Genomic DNA, 24,359 nt, shown 5'->3' on the forward strand with positions numbered 1-24,359 from the left:
TGACGTCATGGAGAAATATATGCGCTGGTATATCGTGCAAGCATTTTCAGGATATGAAAAGCAAGTCCAACGCTACTTGACGGATCGTATCAATCGCAGCGACTTCGCAGATAAATTCGGTGAAGTATTAGTCCCTACCGAAGAAGTCGTTGAAATGAAAGACGGCAAAAAACGCAAGAGTGAGCGTAAGTTCTTTCCAGGATATGTATTAATTGAAATGGAAATGAATGATGATACTTGGCATATCGTGAATGATTGTCCACGTATTACTGGATTTATTGGTGGTACTCCTGAAAATCCAGCACCCATTACCCAAGTCGAAGCAGACCGTATATTAAACCGTTTAAAACAAACTGAAGAAGCACCACGTCCTAAAACATTATTTGAGCCCGGTGAAGAAGTTCTGGTTATTGATGGACCCTTTACCGACTTTAAAGGACTGGTTGAAAAAGTTGATTACGAAAAATCAAAATTACAGTTAACCGTTAATGTGTTTAACAGACCGACTCAGGTCGAACTAGAGTTTAGCAAAGTTGAAAAACTAAGCTAAATATTGACTACCCCCGGGGAGCAGACGGCGGGTTGTTTTCAGTAACTGTTCAAGGCATGCCGTTAGATTGGCAACGCTAAGAAGGTTATAAACAACTAGCAACAAGCGCTATTACCCGTAAAGGAGAAAACTCATGGCTAAAAAGATTGATGGCTACATCAAACTGCAAGTGCCTGCTGGCAAAGCAAACCCTTCACCACCAATTGGTCCTGCATTGGGTCAAAAAGGTGTGAACATTATGGCATTCTGTAAAGAGTTCAATGCAGCGACTGCTAGCATGGAACCAGGTCTGCCTATTCCTACTGAAATCACAGTATATGCTGATAAATCATTTACATTTATCATGAAGTCACCGCCTGCTGCATTCTTACTGCGTAAAGCAGCTGGTATTGCAAAAGGTTCTGGTGTACCTAATGTGACTAAAGTAGGTAAAGTTACTCGTGCACAGCTTGAAGAAATCGTTCAAACCAAACAAGCTGATTTAACTGCTGCCGATATGGATGCTGCTGTACGTACCATCGCTGGTACTGCGCGTTCAATGGGTATCGAAGTGGAGGGTGTGTAAATGAGTAAACTTACTAAACGTCAAAAGTTGATTGCTGAGCGTGTAGAAAATGAAAAACTATACACTCTAGAAGAAGCTGTCAATATTATTAACGATCTTCCTCCTCTAAAGTTTAAAGAGTCTGTTGATATCGCTATCAATCTTGGTGTCGATCCCCGTAAATCTGATCAAGTAGTTCGCGGTGCGACTAACTTACCTGCGGGTACTGGTAAAACTAAGCGTGTCGCTGTATTCGCCCAAGGCGCTGCTGCTGATGCTGCTAAAGAAGCGGGTGCTGATGTCGTCGGTATGGATGATCTAGCTGAACAAGTAAAAGCTGGCAACCTAGACTTTGATGTCGTTATCGCTGCACCTGATGCGATGCGTGTCGTGGGTCAGTTAGGTACTATTCTAGGTCCACGTGGTTTAATGCCTAACCCTAAAGTAGGTACGGTTACCCCCAATGTCGCTGAAGCTGTTGCAAATGCTAAAGCGGGTCAGGCGACTTACCGTGTTGATAAAGCGGGTATTATTCATACAACGATTGGACAGGTTGGTTTCACAGTGGATCAGCTCGAACAAAACGTAAATGCGTTACTAGGCGATATCAAACGCGCAAAGCCTGCTACCTCTAAAGGTATTTATATCAAAAAAATTACGCTATCAACCACTATGGGTCCTGGTATCACATTAGATCCAATACCTTACCGTGTTGCTAAGTAGCTTTTTATAAGTAATTAAGCTAAGTAATTTATGATAAATAATTATGCTAAGCGACTCATTTAATAATTAGTTAAAGCAGCCGCTAGCGTCACAAATTATTTTGTAGATATTATTCGGTTTAAAATTTTAAAAAATTAGGTCAGCTTAGCCAAAGCTATGCTGTCTAAGACCGTAGGTAGGTGCTAAGTCTATATACTACGCCTTGTGGGTAGTGTTAGACCCTCAGTACTGTTAATTGATGTCGATGTTAATCATCCCTTTTAATAGATGTGTTTTAACCTCGATGTTGGCCTACGCAGACGGTGACCAATAAAGTTTGATATTAGAAATTATGTACTTTTTAATTTCTCTTCATTCTGATAAAGGTGCCGTATTCAGCGTTATTAAAGTAGACAGTTTGATTCGATTATTTTAAATCTTATTTGTCTCTTTAGTAATAGAAACGTCAATTCAGCATTACTTAGGTAATGCTGATGAGATCAAGGAGTCAACTCATGGCATTAACGCTAGAACAGAAACAAAAAGTTGTGGCTGAAGTGTCTGAAGTTGCTGCAAATGCTTATTCAGCAGTTGCTGCTGATTATCATGGTCTTGAAGTAGCACAGTTAACTGCGTTACGTAACCAAGCCCGTGAGAAAGGTGTTGTACTTAAAGTCGTTAAAAACACGCTAGCTAAGCGTGCTTTTGAAGGTACTAACTTTGAGTGCATGTCAGATAAGATGGTCGGTCCATTGTTACTTGCTTTTTCTACTGAAGATTTAGGTTCAGCTGCTCGAGTTATTTTTGAGTTCAGTAAAGAACATAAAGCTTTAGAACCAAAGCTTGTTTCAGTTGGTGGTGAGTTGTTTGGTCCTGAGGAACTAGAGCGCGTAGCTAAGCTTCCAACACGAGACGAAGCACTATCTATCTTGATGGCAACAATGAAAGCACCTGTAACAAAGCTTGCTCAAACTTTAAACGAAGTTCCAAGCAAATTTGTACGGGTAGTTGCAGCAGTAAAAGACGCGAAAGAAGCTGCTTAATCACACTAAGCTGTTTTCGGTTGATACGGTTGAATATGCGCTTAGTTGCTTAAAGTTTGACAGTATTGACCTTAACTAATCATTTTAAATTTATCAGAAAATGGAGAAATCCCATGGCACTATCTAGAGAAGATGTGTTAAACGCAATCGCTGAAATGTCAGTAATGGACATCGTTGAACTAATCAGCGAAATGGAAGAAAAATTCGGCGTAACTGCTGCTGCCGCTGTTGCTGCTGCACCTGCTGCCGCTGCTGGTGGCGCTGCTGCTGCTGAAGAAAAAGACGAGTTTGACGTTATCTTAGCAAGCTTCGGCGAGAAGAAAGTTGCTGTTATTAAAGCCGTTCGTGAAGCGACTGGTCTTGGTCTGAAAGAAGCTAAAGATCTCGTTGAAGGCGCTCCAGCTCCAATTAAAGAAGGCGCTAACAAAGCTGAAGCAGAAGAGCTTAAGAAAAAGCTTGAAGAAGCTGGTGCTACTGTAGAACTTAAGTAATAGATTTTATATCTAATACTTGATAGGTTTTATAAGCAGTTGTTTTGATAGCTGTCTTATAATGCTAAAAAGCCAACAATGGTAAGTTCATTGTTGGCTTTTTTAATGGTAGCGTTTTTGACTTGATATTTGGTCCAACGTATTGTATAATTCCGCACTTGACCTTTTGTATTAGCCTAAATGGTTGGCAAGCGTCACGTTAATATCTTACCAACATCAGCTCAACGAACGTTTAGCGATTAATACAGACCAAGGGACAGACAATTTGCATGTTTAAAACATCGTTAGCTTCTATCCTTTTTATTTAACCTAGGTACGCCCGTACTTGGGGTTTTTTTGCATCTGTCATTTGGTACTTTTTTAACCTAATTCAACAGCTTTTTTTGTAATATAACATTTAATTTAATATCACTTTTATAACCATTAGCTATTAACGTTTATGATGGGTTTGGCAGCGTTGAGACTCTAATATTCAGTCAAAATAATATTGAGTCAAGAACGTATGATAGGTATGTTTAACAAGCATTTATCAAAGGTCATTCTCACTGTTTCAATCTGATGATTCTTTTTTAAAATTGAAGTCATAAAGTCAATGACTGTTATTTAATTTTAGAACGAATCATTTTTATTTTACTGTCTACTGTAAGGACTCTCGATGGCATATTCCTATACTGAAAAAAAACGTATTCGCAAAAGTTTTGCCGAGTTGCCACATGTAATGGATATTCCCTATCTGTTGGCAATTCAAGTGGATTCCTATGAGCAATTTTTGCAGGAAAATAAAAAGCCTAAAGCTCGTGAGAATACTGGCCTTCAAGCTGCATTTTCATCTATTTTCCCAATCGAAAGTAATTCAAACAACGCTGAACTTCAATTTGTTGAGTACTATTTAGGTGCACCAGAGTTCGATGAACGCGAGTGTATTTCTCGTGGTTCAACGTTTGCAGCACCCTTACGCGTAAAAATTCGCTTAGTTATTAAAGACAAAGATAGCAAAGATAAAAATAGTAAAGCGGCTATTAAAGATATTCGTGAGCAAAATGTTTACATGGGTGAAATCCCATTAATGACTAATAACGGTACTTTTATTATTAATGGTACTGAGCGTGTTATTGTTTCTCAGTTACACCGATCGCCTGGTGTATTCTTTGACCATGATAAAGGTAAATCTCACTCAAGTGGTAAGGTCCTTTATAACGCGCGTATCATTCCTTACCGTGGTTCTTGGTTAGACTTTGAATTTGATGCCAAAGATTTAGTTTTTGCTCGTATCGACCGTCGTCGTAAACTGCTTGGTACGATCATTCTTCGTGCACTCGGTATGGAAACAAGTGAAATACTTGAGACTTTCTTCGAAAAAGTGACGGTATATAAAGGCGAAGAGCAATTCGAAATTGATCTAGTCCCTGATCGCCTGCGTGGCGAGATGGCTCAGTTTGATATCGTATCACCAGACGGTGAGGTATTGGTTGAGCAAGGTAAGCGCATCAATGCTCGTCGAATTCGTCAAATCGAACAATCAGGTATGAAGAAACTTGCGGTACCTGATGAATATCTTTATGAGCGCATATTAGCTGAAGATATTGTTGTTAATGATGAAGTGGTTGCCCGTGCAAATACGCTTATTGATCATGAGTTATTGGTTAAGCTAAGTGCGTTTGAGGCGAGTGAGTCGATCAAAGAGTTTAAGATTTTATTTACCAATGATATTGATCATGGTACTTACATTGCAGATACCTTACGTGCCGATAGCACAGGTAGCCGTGAAGAAGCCCTGATCGAAATTTATAAAGTTATGCGTCCAGGTGAGCCACCAACGGTTGACACGGCTGAAAAATTATTTGAGAGCATGTTCTTTAACCCAGATCGTTATGACTTATCGAATGTCGGTCGTATGAAATTTAACCGACGTCTTGGTCGCACCTTTGAAAATACGGATGATCCTGAGATCAAACGTGAACAAAGTGTATTAACCAAACAAGATATTATTGATGTCCTAAAAGAGCTTATCAATATCCGTAATGGTCTTGGTGAAGTGGATGATATTGATCACTTAGGTAACCGTCGTATTCGTTCAGTTGGCGAGATGGCGGAAAACCAGTTCCGTGTCGGTCTGGTTCGTGTTGAGCGTGCGGTTAAAGAACGCTTGAGCTCTGCTGAATCAGACAATCTATCGCCACAAGATTTGATTAACTCTAAGCCTGTTGCCGCTGCGGTTAAAGAATTCTTCGGCTCAAGTCAGTTGTCACAGTTTATGGATCAGAACAATCCATTGTCTGAGATTACTCATAAACGTCGTATTTCAGCCTTAGGTCCAGGCGGTTTGACTCGTGAGCGTGCAGGCTTTGAAGTCCGTGACGTTCATAACACTCACTATGGTCGTGTTTGTCCTATTGAGACACCTGAAGGTCCAAACATTGGTTTGATTAACTCATTAGCGACATTTGCTAAGACTAATGAATTCGGCTTCCTTGAAACCCCATACCGTAAAGTTGTTGATGGTAAAGTTACCGATGATATCGAATATCTGTCAGCTATTGAGGAGGCCGGTACCGTTATCGCTCAGGCTGACTCAGAGTTAGATGAAAACGGTGCGCTAGCTGAAGAAATGGTTATGGTGCGTAGTGGCGGTGAATCAGTACGTATGCCAAGCGAAAAAGTAACGCATATGGACGTCTCGCCAAGTCAGGTTGTGTCTGTCGCTGCAAGTTTGATTCCATTCTTAGAGCATGACGATGCTAACCGTGCCTTGATGGGTTCTAACATGCAACGTCAGGCGGTTCCGACCTTGCGTGCGGATAAGCCATTAGTCGGTACGGGTATGGAGCGCCATGTTGCTCGTGATTCTGGGGTGTGTGTGATCGCCAAACGTGGTGGTGTTATCGAAGACGTGGACGCGTCTCGTATCGTAGTACGAGTCAATGAAGATGAAATGGGTGCCGGTGAAGCGGGTATCGATATTTATAATTTGATTAAGTACACCCGTTCTAACCAGAACACTTGTATTAACCAGCGTATTATCGTCAACCAAGGCGATAAAATTGCTAGCGGAGATATCTTGGCGGACGGCCCATCAACTGACTTGGGCGAATTGGCTCTAGGCCAGAACATGCGTGTGGCATTCATGCCATGGAACGGTTATAACTTTGAGGATTCAATTTTATTATCTGAGCGTGTTGTAAAAGAAGACCGTTTCACAACCATTCATATTCAAGAATTAACCTGTGTGGCGCGTGATACGAAACTTGGTACTGAAGAGATCACTGCAGATATTCCAAACGTTGGTGAAGCAGCGCTATCAAGCCTTGATGAATCTGGTATTGTCTATATCGGTGCTGAAGTAGATGCAGGCGATATCCTAGTCGGTAAAGTGACACCTAAAGGTGAGACACAATTAACGCCAGAAGAAAAACTACTCAGAGCCATCTTTGGTGAGAAAGCGGCAGACGTTAAAGATACTTCTTTACGGGTGCCTACTTCTACCAAAGGAACGGTCATCGATGTACAAGTATTTACCCGTGATGGCGTAGATAAAGATGAGCGTGCGAAAGCAATTGAGAAGTCACAGCTTGATAACTATCGTAAAGATTTAAAAGAAGAGCTGCGTATTTTTGAAGAAGCCGCTCGTAGCCGTATTAGTCATTTACTTGATGGTCAAGCCATTAGTGGTGGTGCAGGACTTAAATCAGGTAGTGTTTTAACTGAGACTGAACTATTAGAAATGTCACTTGAAACCTTGCTTGATATTCAGCCTGTTGAAGAAGACATCGCTGAGCGCATGACGCAAATTCAAGAGTACTTGGTTGAGAAGCAAAAAGACATTGATACTAAGTTTGCTGATAAAAAACGCAAGCTAACGGCGGGTGATGATCTGCAACATGGCGTACAAAAAATTGTTAAGGTTTATTTAGCTGTAAAACGCCGTATACAACCGGGTGATAAGATGGCCGGTCGTCATGGTAACAAAGGGGTCGTGTCACGTATTATGCCAGTCGAAGACATGCCTTATGATGAAAACGGTAACCCAGTTGATATCGTATTGAACCCATTAGGTGTTCCTTCACGTATGAACATCGGTCAGATTCTAGAGACGCATCTAGGGATGGCGGCTAAAGGCTTGGGTGATAAGATTAATGGTATGCTAAAAGCACAGGCGGCTGTCACTGAACTACGTGAGTTCTTAGATAAGATCTATAACAAAGTGGGCGGCGAGCAAGTTGATCTTGAAAGCTTAAGCGATGATGACATCATGGCACTGGCACAAAATTTACGTGATGGTGTACCGATGGGTACTGCGGTATTTGATGGTGCACGTGAGGTTCAAATCGACGAGTTACTAGAGCTTGCAGGCTATCAAAAATCAGGTCAGCAAACCTTATATGATGGCCGTACTGGGGTTAAATTTGATCGACCTGTGACGGTAGGCTATATGTATATGCTGAAATTGAACCACTTGGTTGATGACAAAATGCATGCGCGCTCAACAGGGTCATACTCACTCGTTACCCAGCAGCCTTTAGGCGGTAAAGCACAGTTCGGTGGACAGCGCTTCGGTGAGATGGAAGTATGGGCACTGGAAGCTTATGGTGCGACGTATACGCTACAAGAAATGCTGACAGTTAAGTCAGATGATGTTGAAGGTCGTACGCGTATGTATAAAAACATTGTTGACGGCGAACAGTACATGGATCCAGGTATGCCTGAGTCATTTAATGTACTGACCAAAGAGATTAAATCTCTGGGTATTAATATTGAGCTAAAAGAGAGTAACTAGCCTAAATGGTAGATAAGATACGTAGTGTCAGGGTAGGTTTAAGCACAAGATCTTAGTTTAAACCCTATTTCTACCAAGCTAGTCTGGATAAAGGTTTAATATTGACAGCCTTTATCCTCCCTTTAACTCAGCCTAATTCATTGCCTTCAAACGGTAGCTTAGCATTATCAGTCAAACTGGTAAAACCGACCTAAATGCCGTGAACACATATAACGGAGAAGCAACTTGAAAGATTTACTCGATATTATGAAAAGCCCTGCCGACAATGGCAAACGTGAATTTGACAGTATTCAAATTACATTGGCGGCACCTGAAACCATCAAATCGTGGTCACATGGTGAAGTAAAAAAACCTGAAACAATTAACTACCGTACTTTTAAGCCTGAGCGTGATGGTCTATTTTGTGCCAAAATTTTTGGCCCAGTAAAAGACTTTGAGTGTCTATGTGGTAAGTACAAGCGTCGCAAATTCCAAGGTGTCATTTGTGAAAAATGTGGTGTTGAAGTCACCACCGCCAAAGTTCGCCGTGATCGTATGGGTCATATTGACCTTGCCAGTCCAGTGGCTCATATTTGGTTTTTAAAATCATTACCAAGCCGCATTGGTTTGTTATTAGATATGACGCTACGTGATATTGAGCGTGTCTTATATTTTGAAAGCTATGTCGTCACTGATCCTGGTATGACGTCTTTAGAGAAGTATCAGCTATTAGATGATGAAGACTACTATAAAGCACTAGAAGAGTTTGGTGATGAGTTTATCGCTAAAATGGGTGCTGAAGCGGTTCAAGACTTATTAAAAGACATCGATATTGATTTAGAAATTGATGAGATACGTGAAGAGATTCCAAACACAGGCTCTGAAACGAAGCTTAAAAAGCTGTCTAAACGTCTAAAATTATTAGAAGCCTTCCGTGATTCTAATAACAAACCTGAGTGGATGGTAATGACTATATTACCTGTTTTACCACCAGATTTGCGTCCGCTAGTCCCTTTGGAAGGTGGCCGTTTTGCGACGTCAGATCTTAATGATCTATATCGCCGTGTGATTAACCGTAATAACCGTTTGAAACGCCTACTCGAATTAAATGCACCCGATATTATCGTACGTAACGAAAAACGTATGCTTCAAGAGTCCGTTGATGCGTTATTGGATAATGGTCGTCGTGGTCGTGCCATCACGGGTAGTAACAAGCGTCCGCTTAAGTCACTTGCCGATATGATTAAAGGTAAGCAAGGTCGTTTCCGTCAAAACTTATTGGGTAAACGTGTTGACTATTCAGGACGTTCAGTCATCGTAGTTGGTCCGACCCTACGTCTACATCAGTGTGGTTTGCCGAAGAAAATGGCGCTTGAGTTGTTTAAGCCATTTACCTATTCAAAACTGTTGTCACATGGCATGGCGACGACCATTAAGCAAGCTAAAAAGATGGTAGAGCGTGAAGAGCCACAAGTATGGGATATGCTGGCCATGGTTATCCGTGAGCATCCAGTATTATTAAACCGTGCACCGACGCTTCACAGACTTGGACTACAAGCATTTGAGCCTGTATTAATCGAAGGTAAAGCAATTCAGCTGCATCCCTTGGTATGTACTGCCTTTAACGCCGACTTCGATGGTGACCAAATGGCGGTACACGTACCGTTAACGTTGGAAGCTCAGCTTGAAGCACGTACGTTGATGATGTCTACCAATAATATCTTGTCTCCTGCAAACGGTGATCCGATTATCGTACCGTCACAAGACGTTGTATTGGGTTTATATTACATCAGTCGCTCATCGATCAATGCCAAAGGCGAGGGCATGATCTTTGCCACTGTAAACGAAGCCTTACGTGCAATTGGCTCTAACGACTTACATGTGAACGCTAAGATTAAAGTTCGTGTGACAGAGACTGAGATCGATGAAGAAGGTAACGAAACCAAAAGCACGTCTTTAAAAGAGACGGTTGCGGGTCGTTTACTTATCTGGAATATCATGCCAAAAGGTATGAAGTTTGAAGAGTGTAACGTAGAGATGACCAAAAAGAACATCTCTAAGTTAATGAACTCTTGCTACCGTACCCGTGGTGTGAAGGACAGTGTTATTTTTGCGGACCAATTAATGTATTTAGGGTTTGCTCAAGCGACGCTATCAGGGGTTTCAATTGGTATTGAGGATATGGTTATCCCACCAGTGAAAAAAGAATTACTTGATGCAGCAGACGCTGAAGTTCGTGAAATTGAACAACAGTTTGAGCAAGGCTTCGTTACTGCTGGTGAGCGTTATAACAAAGTAGTTGATATTTGGTCGCGTACCAACGATAAAGTCGCAAAAGCGATGATGGACAACTTATCAACAGATATCGTTATCAATGCCAAAGGTGAAAAAGAAGAGCAAAAGTCGTTTAACTCAATCTTTATCATGTCAGACTCTGGTGCTCGTGGTAGTGCGGCTCAGATTCGACAGTTGGCAGGTATGCGTGGTTTGATGGCTAAGCCAGATGGCTCAATCATTGAAACCCCTATTAAAGCCAACTTCCGCGAAGGTTTGTCAGTACTTCAGTACTTCATCTCAACTCACGGTGCGCGTAAAGGTCTGGCAGATACCGCTCTTAAAACAGCGAACTCGGGTTATCTAACGCGTCGTTTGGTCGATGTCGCTCAAGATTTAGTCATCACTGAAGATGATTGTGGTACCGATAAAGGTGTGCACATGACACCGCATATCCAAGGTGGTGAAATCATTGAGAAACTCGGTGATCGTGTCCTTGGTCGTGTGGTTGCTCGCGATGTGATTAGCCGTGATGACGAAGTGTTATTACCTGCCGGTACGTTGATTGATGAGCATGGTGTTACGGTTATCGATGACAACGGTATCGATGAAGTTTGGGTGCGTTCGGTTATTACCTGTGATGTCCCACACGGGGTGTGTGCTCAGTGTTATGGACGTGACTTAGCCCGTGGTCACAAAGTAAATATTGGTGAGTCTGTTGGTGTTATGGCAGCTCAATCCATTGGTGAGCCTGGTACTCAGTTAACGATGCGTACCTTCCACGTTGGTGGTGCGGCAAGCTCGACGTCAGTAGACAATAGTATCTCTGCGCGTAATAAAGGTTTCATCCGTTTCCATAATATGAAAACAGTGGAACATGTCGATGGTCATTTAGTGATTGTGTCACGTTCTGCTGAGATCGGTATTGCCGATGATGTGGGCCGTGAACGTGAGCGTTATAAAGTCCCTTATGGCTCTAGTGTACTTGTGAAAGATGGCGACGAAGTTGAAAGTGGGCAAGCCGTTGCAAAATGGGATCCACACACTCACCCTATCATCACTGAATTTGCGGGTAAAGCACGCTTTAGTGATATCATTGATGGCTCTACTGCCACTATGAAGATTGATGACGCGACTGGTATGAGCTCGTTTGAGATCCTAGGTCCAAAAGATCGCCCATCTAATGCTAAAGATTTACGTCCGGCCATCATTCTTGATACGACTGGCGGTAAAGAGGTCGTTTACTTCTTACCTGCAGAAACTATCATTCGTGTTTCTGACGGTGAAGACGTCACAGCAGGTTCGGTATTAGGCCGTGTACCACAAGCGACTTCTGGTACGAAAGATATCACCGGTGGTCTGCCACGTGTTGCTGACTTATTTGAAGCGCGTCGTCCAAAAGATCACGCTATTATGGCAGAGATGTCGGGTGTGGTTAGCTTTGGTACCGCGACGAAAGGTAAGAACCGCTTCATTATTACCAATGAAGAGGGTGAGACGCATGAAGAGCTAATTCCAAAATGGCGTCAAATTAACGTCTTTGAAAACGAAACAGTTGCCCGTGGTGAAGTGGTTGCAGATGGTCCTTTAAATCCTCATGATATTTTACGTCTGCAAGGTGAAACGGCGTTGGCAAACTATATTGTTGACGAAGTACAAGATGTTTACCGTTTGCAAGGTGTGAAAATTAATGATAAACACATTGAGGTCATTATTCGTCAGATGCTACGTAAAGTAGAAATTACTGAGCCTGGTGATTCAAATTACTTCAAAGGCGATCAGGCTGAATATGCTGATGTCATTGCAATCAATGAGAAGCTAATTGCTGAAGATAAGTTCCCAGTGAAGTTTGAACGTCAATTATTGGGTATTACTAAAGCAAGCTTAGCCACAGAAAGCTTTATCTCCGCGGCGTCTTTCCAAGAAACCACTCGCGTCTTAACAGCGGCTGCAGTTGAGGGTAAAGTCGATGAGCTACGCGGTCTTAAAGAAAACGTTGTGGTTGGACGTTTGATTCCAGCGGGTACTGGTCTTGCTTATCATGCGGCGCGTAAGAAAGCGAAAGAGGGTACTCAAAACTATGATGTTGAAAGCGCGTTAGATGCAGCCTTCGATATGGAAGCTAATAGTTCTGCTCAAGACTTTAGAAGCTTTGATGAAGCCTTTGCTCAAGAGCTTAGTCAAGATAAACCGGGTCAGTAGGATGACGTTAAGTCTCCATTAGCATTAGTAAAGAGATAAGATAAAAAGCCGGCATAATTGCCGGCTTTTTGTTTTTGTAAAATTTAATTTGTAACAAAAAGAATGATTATATTAATTTGTCTGTAGTGTTTGATGTCTATCATAAATTCAATTTAATCTGTTCATAGTAAATACTATTCATCGTAATAATATCAAATTAAGAAGTTAGCCTATCAAGTAAGGCAAGTCTAGACGCAACAGACCCAACACAAATAATCCAACCCAAAATAATAACGAGGTTTAATGTAGCTGACCAAGATGGATTATTCTATATAGTCGGCGAACTTATAAAAAGCCACGGCGTTAACCTCATTAAGCCTACTCCAATAGTACTTGCACTCGGTTGCCTTGTGACTACTTTAAAGTTCTTTGACTATAGATAAAGCTATACCCTATTCCATAAACAAACTATTAAAATAAACCACTATGAAAAATTCAATCAAAAATAAACCTATCATGCAGAAGATTGTATTGTCATCTTTGCTTGTGATAATGCCATTTAGTATGAGTGCTTATGCCGCGTCAACCAGTGTCGATAAAAGTACGGTGTCTAGTAAAGGGGTAGCTAAAAGCGCTGAGTCAAACGGCGCTCAATCAGAACAAGCGACCCAAAACAAAACGGTTCTGAGTAAATCCACTAGCCCAGATTGCGATAGCTTAAATATTATGCTGATGTCCTTGAAAAATCAGTTAGCGATCAATGCAAACTGGCAATCCAATGATGCTACCTCTAACACCAAAAAAACAATAAGTATGGGAGATTTGACCTCAAGTGGCAGCCCTGACTTTGCGATAACCTGTCCCAACTTTACCGCGAAGTACGATGGTAACGCCTTGAAAATTAAGGCGGACAGTTATCAAGATATCTTGAATCATTTACATAAGCAGTTAAATCGTGGCGTAGACCTATATAACTATAGATGGTATAAGAATCCGAAAGTAAAAACTGAATTCCAAGTCGACAAATACAGTATTGATTTAGGCAAAATAATGGTAACGGATGGCTATTCTAAATTGGCAGAAGGCAGAAAGCTGAGTTTAAAACAATCTTTTATACCAAGTGCTGCGACCATTAGCTATAAAGTTGACGATAGTGATCTGAAGCCCTTATTACGTCAAAAAACGATTAGTAATTATAGTGCCGACTTTAAAGCAGCTAATAAAATTGATATTTTTCATAAAAATCCGGACATGGGTAGCAGAGGGTTTGGAATAGAAAGAATATTCATTGATAAAAAAAATGGAATATTAGAAATCTATAAAAATTATGACTTTCCCCAACAATCCTCTTAATATAGAGCCTAACCTTATCACTAAGTTGCCTTTTTGTGCTACATTAGGAATTTAACGATAAAATAGGTTAAGCATCTATGGCAGACAAAGGTAGAGTGGCACGCTATCAAGCAGATCGTACCAATCAAAAGTTTTATTTTTGTAGAATTGCTTGTAAGCAAGCGGGTGAAACGGCGGATAAACAACTTTATCAAGCACACTGTGAGACGGCAATTTTTCATTTACAAGGTGCGTTCTGGGCACTGTTACAAGAGCTTGCTCACTTTTATAATCTTGACACGACCGAACCAACTATCGAGTATATAGAGAGTCAGTTGGCCCAAAAGACCTTAATATCACCTGAGTTGCAACGATTAAAAATTTCCCTAGAGTCTGGTGTATTGGCACATATTCAAATGGCCTATCAGCGCTGTCAGTATGCGCCAGCACCAGACAGCGCAACCATAACCCCTTCCGATCATGACTTAATTGTCAACGTCGTTACCTTATCTAATCAATGGCTGCCAGATGAGCAAACCATCCGAGAGTGGCGCCAAGAGTTTATGACTTTGGTAGATGAGATGCGGGGTGGGATGGTTGAATACTAAGGCTTATCGTTATTTAAAAAGACGTTGAATAAAAAATGAGGGCCCTAATAACTCTTATGATGTGCTTTTCCCTTCTCGGCGCCCTTTAAGTTCAGACTTTGGAATCCACGCCCAAGTCATCTCTACTGTAATGGGGTCACGGTCACTATTTGAATTGCGATCCTCTATAATACAAGGGATGACCATGTCGCCTTTTGGATTATCTAAAATATACTGACGTTGCTCATCGCTCAATGTAGCGACTGCGGCTATCTGACCTTTTTGAAGTGGACGATAGAAGTTGACTTGATATGATTTGACCAATAAGATTCGATCTGATGGCAGATTGATACCTAGTATAAACCCTGTCGCGGTTTCTGCTAATAAAGTGACGGCAACCGCGTGAATAGAACCAATATGATTTTGAACCCCTTTTTTATTATTGAGACTTACCACCAGCTTATTGGGCGTAACCTGTTCATAAACTATGCCGGTTGTACCCACATAAGGCACAATCTTACTAAAGGTTTTGGTTAGCACAAAGGATTGGGTTGATTTGGGTAGGAATTGAGCGGCTTTTAAGATTTTGGTAAAGGCATTGTTTACCGTTAAAGTGTTGTCTTTTTCCTTTTGATTTAGGGTTTTATTGCTAGAGGCTTTTAATTTAGACGCATCACTTAGGACGGCTTTAGTCTGAGTGGTTACTTTTTTAACTATTCTTTTAAGCGGTGTTTTCATTGAGCTTTGTAGTTGGGTCATGGGGCATCCTTTGAGTTAGAATCTAAAGTATTCTAAAGGCAGAGTAAAGCAAAGTAAATCCAATTTAAAGGGAAAATAGGTCGACCGAATTCAATTGATCTGATTGTCCTATACTGAATGATTGTTTGTCGAATATCAATGCAATTACCATTTTTATGAGATAACCTTGCTTTGGCAGACTCACTGACCTTACTAGATGTCGCGTATGATTAGTTGCGTTAGCACACGCATTCCTCAATAGATTAACTTGTAGATTTGGTATAAATGAATATTAAGATAAGTGAAGAGATATTTTGGATAATGATTTAATACATTTACCGACAACACCGACCAACATTATCTTTACCGGAGTGGCAGGGACTGGCAAAACCCACCGTCTGCTTGACATTCAAAAGCGGTATGATGAGTCTATCGATACCTCATGGCAGGCGTGGCGAATTAAGCAAATAAGCCATTATGGGTGGTGTGATGTGGTGTGCGCCGTATTGTTGTTAGAAGATAGAATGATGACTGTGCCAGAGATTACGCAACACCAATTGATTAAAGACAAAGCGGCTGCCAATAAGCGCAATGAAAATATCAGTCAAACCTTATGGGTGCAGTTAAATAAACATGCGCATCCAGAATCGACCACTGTCAATACAAGTCTACGCTCGGCCAATTATTATTTTGATAAGACCGAATCGAGCCAATGGTTCTTATTAGATGAAGTTAAGCTAACTCTGTCACAAACGCTCTCCGATTTGCTGTCTTTTTATGATGAGCGCGCTGAACAACAGTACGCCAATAGTCATACCGTGAGACGTAGCTGTTTGGTGAGCTTTCATCAATCTTACGGGTATGATGAGTTTGTGGAGGGAATTCGGCCTCGGATCAATCCACAAACTGGTCAGATGCAGTATGAGATCCAGCAAGGCGCTTTTTTAGAGCTGTGTGCTAAAGCCAGTCATGATCCTGAGCACCGTTATGCGATGTTGATCGATGAGATTAACCGTGCTAATACCGCACAAGTATTTGGCGAGCTTATGAGTGTGATTGAGCCAACTAAGCGGGCAGGTGGGGCAAGTCCTATGAGTGTACGCCTAGCCTATTCGGGGCGTCAGTTTATGGTGCCGAGTAATGTCGATATTTATGCGACAATGAATACTCAGGATCATTCTCTAGCTGCGCTTGATATGGCCTTTCGACGTCGATTTGATTTTGTGACCTGCTATCCAGATAGTACGTTGGTGTCACACATCACTGATATAGAAGGCAGTAAGATTGATGTGGGACAACTGATGCAGGTTATCAATCATCGTTTGCAGTCACTTCTAGGAGAAGAGGCACAATTAGGTCATGCCTATTTTATGCAAATAAAGGATGTAGCAGATCTAGCAAAGCGTCTTCATCGACAAATTATTCCGCAGATAATAGAGTACATTAAGCTATCAGCGATGCCAGCTCAGGTAACAGATATACTCATACAAGTGCTGTATGGGCATTCTACTGATAAGATATTGGGCAGAGTAGAGGCATGTCTGTTTCAAGTGCTTCACTCAGCTAGGGAGCCTGACACTGAACAGGGTATAGCTACTAGTATTGATTACACTCCTGCGTTTATAGCCGTTGCTAATGGCCAGCTTGATCAATTGGACACTCAAATCTTAGCTGAGGCAGAAGTGGAAGGTCTACAACAAAGGTCTGCTCAATACCTTGTTGCTAAGCCTTATCAGCAGCTGTATGCATTAACCTCAGTTGAATAATATCATTAAGAATAAATAGTGATTGTTTTTAATAGTGATAGTCTTATAGAGTGATAGTCTTATAGAGTGATAGTCTTATAGAGTGATAGTCTTATAGAGTGATAGTCTTATAGAGTGATAGGATTGACATTATCTAGAGAATTAACGTCTCTTTAAGAACGCCTTGTTTTAGACAATATCGTTAAGCAGTCTCCAACGTGTTATAAGGCAACCGAGTGTTAGTCGTGAGTGTCGGTAGAGCAGTCTTAGGCTTAGTGAGCTGAACGCTGCTACACATTAAAGAGTGATTCGATGGCTACTATTTTACAAGGCTACTATTTTACAAGGCTACTATTTTACAAGGCTGCTATGCCCGCTTCCAATAATTCAGTCCATAACTCAATACCAAGCCAACTTAATCAACATCGACAGGTCATGAGTTGTCTTGAACATCAAAGACTATACCGAGAGGACTTTGGTGATCCACAAGATTTTGACTACTTAATCAACAAAGAATTACCGTGCTTTAAAATTGAGGTTAAGCGAGGGCAGATAAACCTCTATGTTAGCCATTATTTAGCCAGTATTGTGTTGCCAAGTGGTGTTACGTTGGAAATACTACCCAAAATAGCTCTGGCAGACCATCAATTAACCCATGCTAAGCAGATTGAAACAGCTCGGCAGTGGGTAGCACAAATGCTCGCCGATATTGCAGAGGATGGCTTACACAAGCCCATACCCGCTATAACTATGGGGACTGCACCCACAAGCCCTTTACTATCGCAGCAGATAAAAGAGGCGACCTTTCCTCAATATTACCCATCCATTCTACCTCGAATAAAACCTCGCCCTATTCAGTATGGCTCTACGCAAAACACGCACCCTAGTCTGACCCAACAAAATACCTACGATAGCAGCACTGGCTCACCTTGGTACGAAGGGATACTAAAGATTGCCAAACAGAAGATAGAACAAGCTACTGTCTTATTGCCAAATAACTATCAAACACAAGTGCACAATCAACCTAGGGCTCAGGGTAAACTCAAGCTAAGTTCGCAGTTAAAAAATAACTGGCATCGTCCACATTATCTGTATAGTGAGCAGTCAATATTTCGCATAGACCAAGCGCTGGCAAGATTTATCGTGACGGGTTTGCAGCAATTACAAAAGCTATTGCAAGACAATAGTATGAGGCTGCCTCATGGCTTACAATCTATTAAACCTTTGCCAGTAAGAGATTGGCAGACAACGTATCGAGATATTCTTAACAACAAAAAGCACTGGTATGCTCAGTATACTGTCTCTCAGCGTGACGTCTTAATAGAGGCACTACAGTGGTGCTGGTGGCTACTGACGCATAGCCTAGATAACCAAGAGACTTTCAAAACAGACGGCAATGCAAAGGACCAAAAACAAGCCAGCATTCAAAACGATAAGAGCCCTCAAAATAGTGCTATGACAACACCGGTACCGGCACTAATGATAAATATGAACCATGCATTCGAGCGCTGGGTGCTCGGTAAGCTTATCCGGTGGGTGTCTAACACACTGCCCAATAGTCAGTTGATTATTCAGCCGACCATGGACTGGTTGGTTAACAGCCCAATGTCAAATAATAACGTCAATGATCACCCTCTAAAAGATAAAGTAACACCGACACATGTCATTCAAAAGATTATTCCCGACGCGTGTATCTTTGATAACGAGGGAGTTATTACCCATGTTATTGATATCAAATATAAGGCAATAGAGAGTGTGCATCATATCAGTGGCGCTGACTGGCAGCAGTTATTTGTATATCAACAACATTTGAACTGTTCGGAGTCTTGGCTGATTTATCCGAAGACAGCAAATTTCAAACAACGACTTGACGTGTTGCCTAAATTAGATGAAAATAGGCAGCCTAATCAGTATGATGCTCAGTATTTAAATTCCAAGCATTTAATTTCTCAGAATCTAAGTTCTCAGAATCTAAGTTCTCAGTATCAGGGTGCAACGTATCTAAGCGCTATTCCATTTGATATTGAGACAGGAGATGTACTGATTTGAAGAAAATATATTAGGTTTCAATATTTTAACGCGATTCTTTTTTAAATAAATGAAAAAAGTGTTGACAAGGTTCGGTTTTAATCCTATTATATGCACCTCGATAGCGATGACGCTTCAAGTAATTAATGTTTGATTGCACTGATCAAAGTTTAATTGTTAAAAAGGTTGGTTTATTAAATTAGCTTTTTTAACGAGCAAGTATCATCAAAACCGTAAAGAAGTAAAATATCGGAGTGTGGCGCAGTTTGGTAGCGCATCTGGTTTGGGACCAGAGGGTCGTAGGTTCGAATCCTATCACTCCGACCATTTTTTAAATCGGAGCCTTACAGGCTTTTTTTTATGCTTTAAATAAGACATTTGTTGCTTATTATGTTTAAATAAGTCATTGTCAGCACTATGAGCGCCTGTAGCTCAGTTGGATAGAGCATCTGCCTTCTAAGCAGGTGGTCGCAGGTTCGAATCCTGCCAGGCGCACCACTTTCGCCTGTCGTAATACTTGACTCATCATAAGTCAAGACGCTGTACTCTTTTGACATGTTCATGTTGATTATGGCGGCTGTAGCTCAGTTGGTAGAGCCCCGGGTTGTGATCTCGGTTGTCGTGGGTTCAAGTCCCATCAGTCGCCCCATTTTCTCCTTTTTATAAAATATCTGTAATCTTTATCTTTTTGCTAATTTTGACGTTTGTCATGATTGGTTTTTTTACTTTCTACCTTCTGTTTATCCTACCTTCTGTTCTGTTCTGTTCTGTTCTGTTCATCTTCTAAAACTATACCGAATGACAAATTATATTTTTCAAGGAATATAGCTTCTAAATATAGCTCCTATAGATATGAGTGACTCCTCTTTTTCAAGATCTTGCTGATATAGCGTAAAGTTATTTAGTTTTCATTAATTATTAATTATCATTTCATTATTGTTATTTCATTGTCGTTATAAGGTCGTTATATAGTTATTTGCTAATAATGCTAAGGCGTTGCAATAATGCTATGATAATAGTAATTACTAACAGTTAGAGTTCTATTATGGCAAACCCTTCGGTAAGCATTACAGTCAAAAAAAGACAAACTCCTGATACAGATAGTGCAGCGACTGATGTGCCTGATGTTTCCAAACAAAATAATGACGAAACGACTGCTGCCGCTGAAGAAACTTTAAAGGCGCCTGCGCCAATGCCACATACGAAAGCGGAATTAATGGCGTTATATCAGTTCGAGCCGTTGCCTATTAACAACTCAGTGAATAGCAAAGAGCTTGAAAAAGTGGCGCAGCAAAGGCTAGAGCTGTATAACGATCAGTTAGCAAGAACTGAGATATTTTATACGGTAAAGCCTGCGCTACGACCGACGTATATGGTACAAGCGTTAAAGCCGCAGTTTGTTGAGTATCAACAGTTTCAAATGGCAAGAGCATTAGATCAACGTGGCATTGTTGACTTGGATAACAATGAGCGGATGTGGCAACAGCTTCATATCGTTGATGATCTTATTTCAGATATAGTGCGTCACATGCCAGCGCAGCAACCTGTGGGTTGGCAATTGACATCGGTTAATAAAAACCACTTAAAATTACCGACGGTCGGCCGCTTACGTGATAAAAATACTATTGCTGATCAAGCCAGTCTCAACAGCTATGTGTTAGGTCACTTTGGTGTGATGAGCTATACCTATGATCGGGCTTATTTTATTGGTCATGTGTTGGGGTACCTATTTTGCTGTTATTACTTTGCGCATTTATCAATCTCGTATGGGGTCACCCCTTTGCCAGAAAATACAGTTCCCAATTATAATTATGCCTCTTTAGAAACGGCTAAAATGGTGCGATTACTACACAGTGTCGATGTACATTGTAAACGTCGTATATACCAATTGGCCGTCTTATGCGCGCGTTTAAGCTGTTATCAGTTGGATAAATATATTGAAAAAATGTTGATTGCTGAAGTTAATGAGTTTGATAAAAAGCAGCAGATAGCCCATCTAGACGCCTTATTAAATCGCGGTATAATGCCAGAAATGCCTGATATGCTAAATTTGAACCAAGTTGCTGGCAACTCTGACGGGTCTAAAAAAGATTAGCATCTGGATTGATATTACCGTTGAATATGGTAACTTTAAACGTTTTTAAATTTACTTTGCCTTCTAAGGCTTAGTTATTTTTCTGTGAAGTGTTTTGATGAAATACGCAAATAACAATCAAGAACCGATGGATAAAAAAACCACCACGCGTGTGGTTCAAAAATTCAAAGCTTTCGGTCAACGTCGTCTCCCTCAAAAGCTACTTGCAGTGCCACTAGTATTGTCTTTTTCTTTGTCACTCCCTTTAAGTATAGGCGTGGGATTAGAGATAGCCGGTGTCAATCAGGCTAATGCGGCAGGCCTCGGTGATTTGTTTGGTGACAGTGTCGAGCAGTCTGGGCAAAAGAAATTCTTACCAGTAGAGCAAGCGTTTTCAGTTGAGCCTGTTCAAAATGGAAATAAGCTGACTATTTCGCTAAATATTACGCCTAAGCATTATCTGTATAAAGATAAATTAAAATTAAAGCTGCCCGATGGAGTAACAGCGAGCCCCTTAAAATTCTCTCATTCCGCTCAAACAATTGATGATCCAAATTTTGGTACCGTCAATGTGTTTAGACAACCGAATGTGACGGCAACGGCGGTTTTAACCAATACTACTTCTGTCCCCGTAAAGCAAAATATCACAGTTTCTTGGCAAGGGTGTGCGGATGCAGGACTCTGTTATCCACCACAAACAGAAGTGTTAAGTATTCAACTCGCTCCCGCTAACACCCCCAAAGCCGGTGACCAAAAGAAAAACCAATCTGAAACGACGCCCAGCAAACAACAAACCAAACAATCCAGTAATCAACAAAGCAATCAACAAATTAACCAAAATAATCCAAAAACCGTCGCTCAATCTCAAAATAATAAAACAGAAGAGACGGTAAAAACGGGTACAGCCAGTACAATCGCAGGCGGGAATAACTCCAATTCAAAAGCCAATACTAATGACAATACAAATACCAATAACAATACTACCGACAATGCCAATGAAACGACACTAACGACTGCCGAGACAACTGATTCAACCAGTGATTCTGAATTAACAACAACTGCTGATGCTTCAGGGTTAACAGGTATTGATGACGGGTCAGGCTTTGATCAGGGTCGTTTTGAACAAAGCTCAGCACAGAGTACAAGTCAAGCAGCTAAAAATAATGCTGGCTTGCCGTTAAGTTCTGAAGGGGTTGTCGACCAAGATCCCTTTGGTCTGGCAGAGCATCCTTGGCTTGCCTTAGCGTTATTATTTTTGGCAGGCTTGGGGCTAGCTTTTACCCCCTGTGTGCTGCCTATGCTACCTATTGTTAGTAATATTGTAGCGCGGCAACACACCCCAACGGCCAAAAAAGGGTTGATGCTAAGTGGCAGTTATGCGCTAGGCGTTGCAGTTGCTTACGGGATATTAGGTGCCATTATTGCCGTATTTGGTCAGCAGTTAGGTATTATTGGTTGGTTACAAAACCCAATTATATTACTGGGCTTTGCGGCCATATTTGTGGTATTAGCATTATATATGCTCGATGTGATATCTGTCGGGGTGCCCAATGCAATCAAGCAAAGAACCAGTAAGATGAGTCAGGCAGGGGATAGGTATCTCGGTAGTACAGTAGGTAGCTTTATTGCAGGCTTATTGTCAGCGTTAGTGGTGTCACCATGCGTGTCTGCTCCCTTATTCGGGGCGTTATTAGCCGTGTCTACCATTGGCAACCCCTTATTGGGGTTTGCAGCGCTCTTTATGTTGGGCTTTGGATTATCCGCGCCTTTAATGTTGCTAGGTGTTAGTCAAGGCAACTTAATGCCAAAAGCTGGCGAGTGGATGAACTGGGTCAAACAAGGCTTTGCGTTAATGCTGTTTGCCGTCTCTTTATTACTGGTTGAACGGGTACTCATCAGCCCTATGATGCTGATGCTGTGGTCAATTTGGTTTATGGTAGTAGCAGTATGGGCTTGGCATTGGTTGGGTCGGGGTCAGTTATTCACAAAGCCATTCGCCGTTGTATTAGCGATTTGGTCGACGGTTACCTTGATCGGTGCTGCTGCAGGAAGCGAAGATACCTGGCAACCTTTACGTGTCTTCCATCAGCCAAACGGTTTAAATATTAACCAAGCGGCTACTTCTAATCCTACCAATCAGGAGAGTGCCTTAGCCTCAGATATCCACATAAATACGATGGATGCTTTGATACCTATCATTGAAAATAATCAAAAAGTATTGGTGGATGTTACTGCAGAGTGGTGTATTGAATGTCGTATCATGGATAAGACGTTATTTAGCAACCGTCCGGCAGACATGCAACAATGGCAATTCGTACGTTTGGATGTCACAGAATCTAATGAAGCGTCAGCACGTATCTTATCTGAGTTACATTTATTTGGTCCTCCAGCTTTACTTTACTTTGTGGATGGAAAACTGGTGTTGCAGCAAGTCGGGACAATCGAGCGTGGTGAATTTGAGCAAACTCTTGAACGGCTTTAATATCAATGTAGGGTATGTTTAATCTTTCGCCCTCAAAGAAGGAGGGGCTTTACTTTACTCTTTAATTTGTCTGTATAGTTTGAATAATAGCTGATAGAGACAGCAGTCTAGTAAAGGTGACAAAAGTCGAATATTGCTTGATAATGACATAGCTTTACACTATATTATTGATTCGAATCTGAGGTGTATGGCAGCTTCTATTTAATAAAACTGAGAAATAGCCATGAGCTCTATAAGCATATGTAATCAAGTTAAAGCCCTTGCTTTACTACTTCCTTTGCCATTAGCCTTAATAATGACAGGCTGTGAACAGCAGTCCTCTGAAATCCCAGTATTAGGAAAAATAGAGGCAAAAACATCGGTCATTAGTTCTGAAGATATTATTCCTAATAGCCAAAATATACCTGATAGCCCAAGTCTGAATTCTGATAGTGACGTCATAGGCAAAGTCTCACTACCCATCTCCTGTCGTAATAGCCTGATAGTTGACGCCTTTCAAGCCCAGTCCTCATCGGTACAGGTGAAGGGCTGTGGAACAGTAAAAGTAGTATTGGCAGATGATAATGAAGGCAGCCGCCATCAACGCTTTATCGTCCAACTTGACGGTACGACACCTGAGCATACTGTTCTTATTGCACATAATATTGACTTAGCTCCCAAAATTCTTGACCTGCGTACAGGCGATCAGGTGCTGTTTTATGGTGAGTATGAATATAATCCCCAAGGCGGTATCATACATTGGACGCACCATGATCCAGCTGCTCGACATCAAAACGGTTGGCTTGAGCACAAGGGTAAGCGATTTGGATAAAACTGACAGGTAATGGCAATTCAT

At 41.3% G+C, this 24,359-nt stretch carries 15 protein-coding genes and 3 tRNA genes; 17 read left to right on the plus strand and 1 reads right to left on the minus strand.

Annotated elements, in window-relative coordinates; all coding sequences use genetic code 11:
• Positions 1-19: 19 nt before the first annotated feature.
• The 9 genes from nusG (at position 20) to AC21OG_RS07080 (ending at position 14,478) form a co-directional block, all read left to right on the plus strand.
• A complete protein-coding gene (gene nusG / locus AC21OG_RS07040) occupies positions 20-550 on the plus strand; it encodes a transcription termination/antitermination protein NusG (protein WP_486547534.1) in 531 nt (176 codons plus the stop codon).
• Between the two features lie 133 nt (positions 551-683).
• On the plus strand, positions 684-1,115 hold the full coding sequence (rplK, locus tag AC21OG_RS07045) for a 50S ribosomal protein L11 (RefSeq protein ID WP_486547533.1): 432 nt from the start codon (positions 684-686) through the stop codon (positions 1,113-1,115).
• Positions 1,116-1,817: a 50S ribosomal protein L1 gene (gene rplA / locus AC21OG_RS07050; RefSeq protein WP_486547532.1), complete on the plus strand. Its 702-nt coding sequence runs from the start codon at positions 1,116-1,118 to the stop codon at positions 1,815-1,817. It abuts the gene before it with no gap.
• Positions 1,818-2,311: 494 nt separating this feature from the next.
• Positions 2,312-2,839 carry a 50S ribosomal protein L10 gene (rplJ, locus tag AC21OG_RS07055; protein WP_486547531.1) on the plus strand — a complete coding sequence of 176 codons (528 nt, stop codon included), beginning with the start codon at positions 2,312-2,314 and terminating at the stop codon, positions 2,837-2,839.
• A 113-nt stretch (positions 2,840-2,952) separates the two neighbouring features.
• Positions 2,953-3,330 carry a 50S ribosomal protein L7/L12 gene (gene rplL, locus AC21OG_RS07060; protein WP_486547530.1) on the plus strand — a complete coding sequence of 126 codons (378 nt, stop codon included), beginning with the start codon at positions 2,953-2,955 and terminating at the stop codon, positions 3,328-3,330.
• 655 nt (positions 3,331-3,985) lie between these two features.
• Complete coding sequence (gene rpoB, locus AC21OG_RS07065) at positions 3,986-8,104, plus strand: DNA-directed RNA polymerase subunit beta (RefSeq protein ID WP_487378313.1); 4,119 nt, start codon at positions 3,986-3,988, stop codon at positions 8,102-8,104.
• Positions 8,105-8,329: 225 nt separating this feature from the next.
• Entirely contained in the window at positions 8,330-12,559 is a 4,230-nt protein-coding gene (gene rpoC / locus AC21OG_RS07070) for a DNA-directed RNA polymerase subunit beta' (RefSeq protein WP_486547528.1), read from the plus strand.
• A 465-nt stretch (positions 12,560-13,024) separates the two neighbouring features.
• Complete coding sequence (locus AC21OG_RS07075) at positions 13,025-13,891, plus strand: hypothetical protein (protein ID WP_487378314.1); 867 nt, start codon at positions 13,025-13,027, stop codon at positions 13,889-13,891.
• Between the two features lie 77 nt (positions 13,892-13,968).
• Positions 13,969-14,478 carry a DUF6586 family protein gene (locus AC21OG_RS07080; RefSeq protein WP_487378315.1) on the plus strand — a complete coding sequence of 170 codons (510 nt, stop codon included), beginning with the start codon at positions 13,969-13,971 and terminating at the stop codon, positions 14,476-14,478.
• Between the two features lie 54 nt (positions 14,479-14,532).
• On the opposite strand, the gene AC21OG_RS07085 is transcribed toward AC21OG_RS07080, so the two are convergent.
• Positions 14,533-15,216, minus strand: a complete 684-nt coding sequence (locus AC21OG_RS07085) for a DUF4442 domain-containing protein (RefSeq protein ID WP_487378316.1) — start codon at positions 15,214-15,216, stop codon at positions 14,533-14,535.
• A gap of 293 nt (positions 15,217-15,509) precedes the next feature.
• Between AC21OG_RS07085 and AC21OG_RS07090 the strand changes: the two genes are divergently transcribed.
• From AC21OG_RS07090 to AC21OG_RS07125, 8 genes are all read left to right on the plus strand, one after another.
• Positions 15,510-16,961: an McrB family protein gene (locus tag AC21OG_RS07090; protein ID WP_487378317.1), complete on the plus strand. Its 1,452-nt coding sequence runs from the start codon at positions 15,510-15,512 to the stop codon at positions 16,959-16,961.
• Positions 16,962-17,252: 291 nt separating this feature from the next.
• Positions 17,253-18,989, plus strand: coding sequence for a 5-methylcytosine restriction system specificity protein McrC (locus AC21OG_RS07095; protein ID WP_487378318.1), 1,737 nt, complete (start codon positions 17,253-17,255; stop codon positions 18,987-18,989).
• 229 nt (positions 18,990-19,218) lie between these two features.
• Positions 19,219-19,295: transfer RNA gene (locus AC21OG_RS07100), tRNA-Pro, on the plus strand.
• Positions 19,296-19,389: 94 nt separating this feature from the next.
• Positions 19,390-19,466 (plus strand) — tRNA-Arg (locus AC21OG_RS07105).
• A gap of 75 nt (positions 19,467-19,541) precedes the next feature.
• A tRNA-His gene (locus AC21OG_RS07110) sits at positions 19,542-19,617 on the plus strand.
• A gap of 396 nt (positions 19,618-20,013) precedes the next feature.
• The gene (locus AC21OG_RS07115; RefSeq protein WP_487378319.1) at positions 20,014-21,063 is read left to right on the plus strand and encodes a hypothetical protein; all 1,050 of its coding nucleotides are present in this window, start codon (positions 20,014-20,016) and stop codon (positions 21,061-21,063) included.
• A gap of 97 nt (positions 21,064-21,160) precedes the next feature.
• Positions 21,161-23,524, plus strand: a complete 2,364-nt coding sequence (locus tag AC21OG_RS07120) for a protein-disulfide reductase DsbD family protein (RefSeq protein WP_487378320.1) — start codon at positions 21,161-21,163, stop codon at positions 23,522-23,524.
• Between the two features lie 223 nt (positions 23,525-23,747).
• The gene (locus AC21OG_RS07125; protein WP_487378321.1) at positions 23,748-24,335 is read left to right on the plus strand and encodes a DUF3465 domain-containing protein; all 588 of its coding nucleotides are present in this window, start codon (positions 23,748-23,750) and stop codon (positions 24,333-24,335) included.
• The last annotated feature ends 24 nt before the right edge of the window (positions 24,336-24,359 follow it).

It is taken from the genome of Psychrobacter sp. CX5, assembly GCF_057621535.2.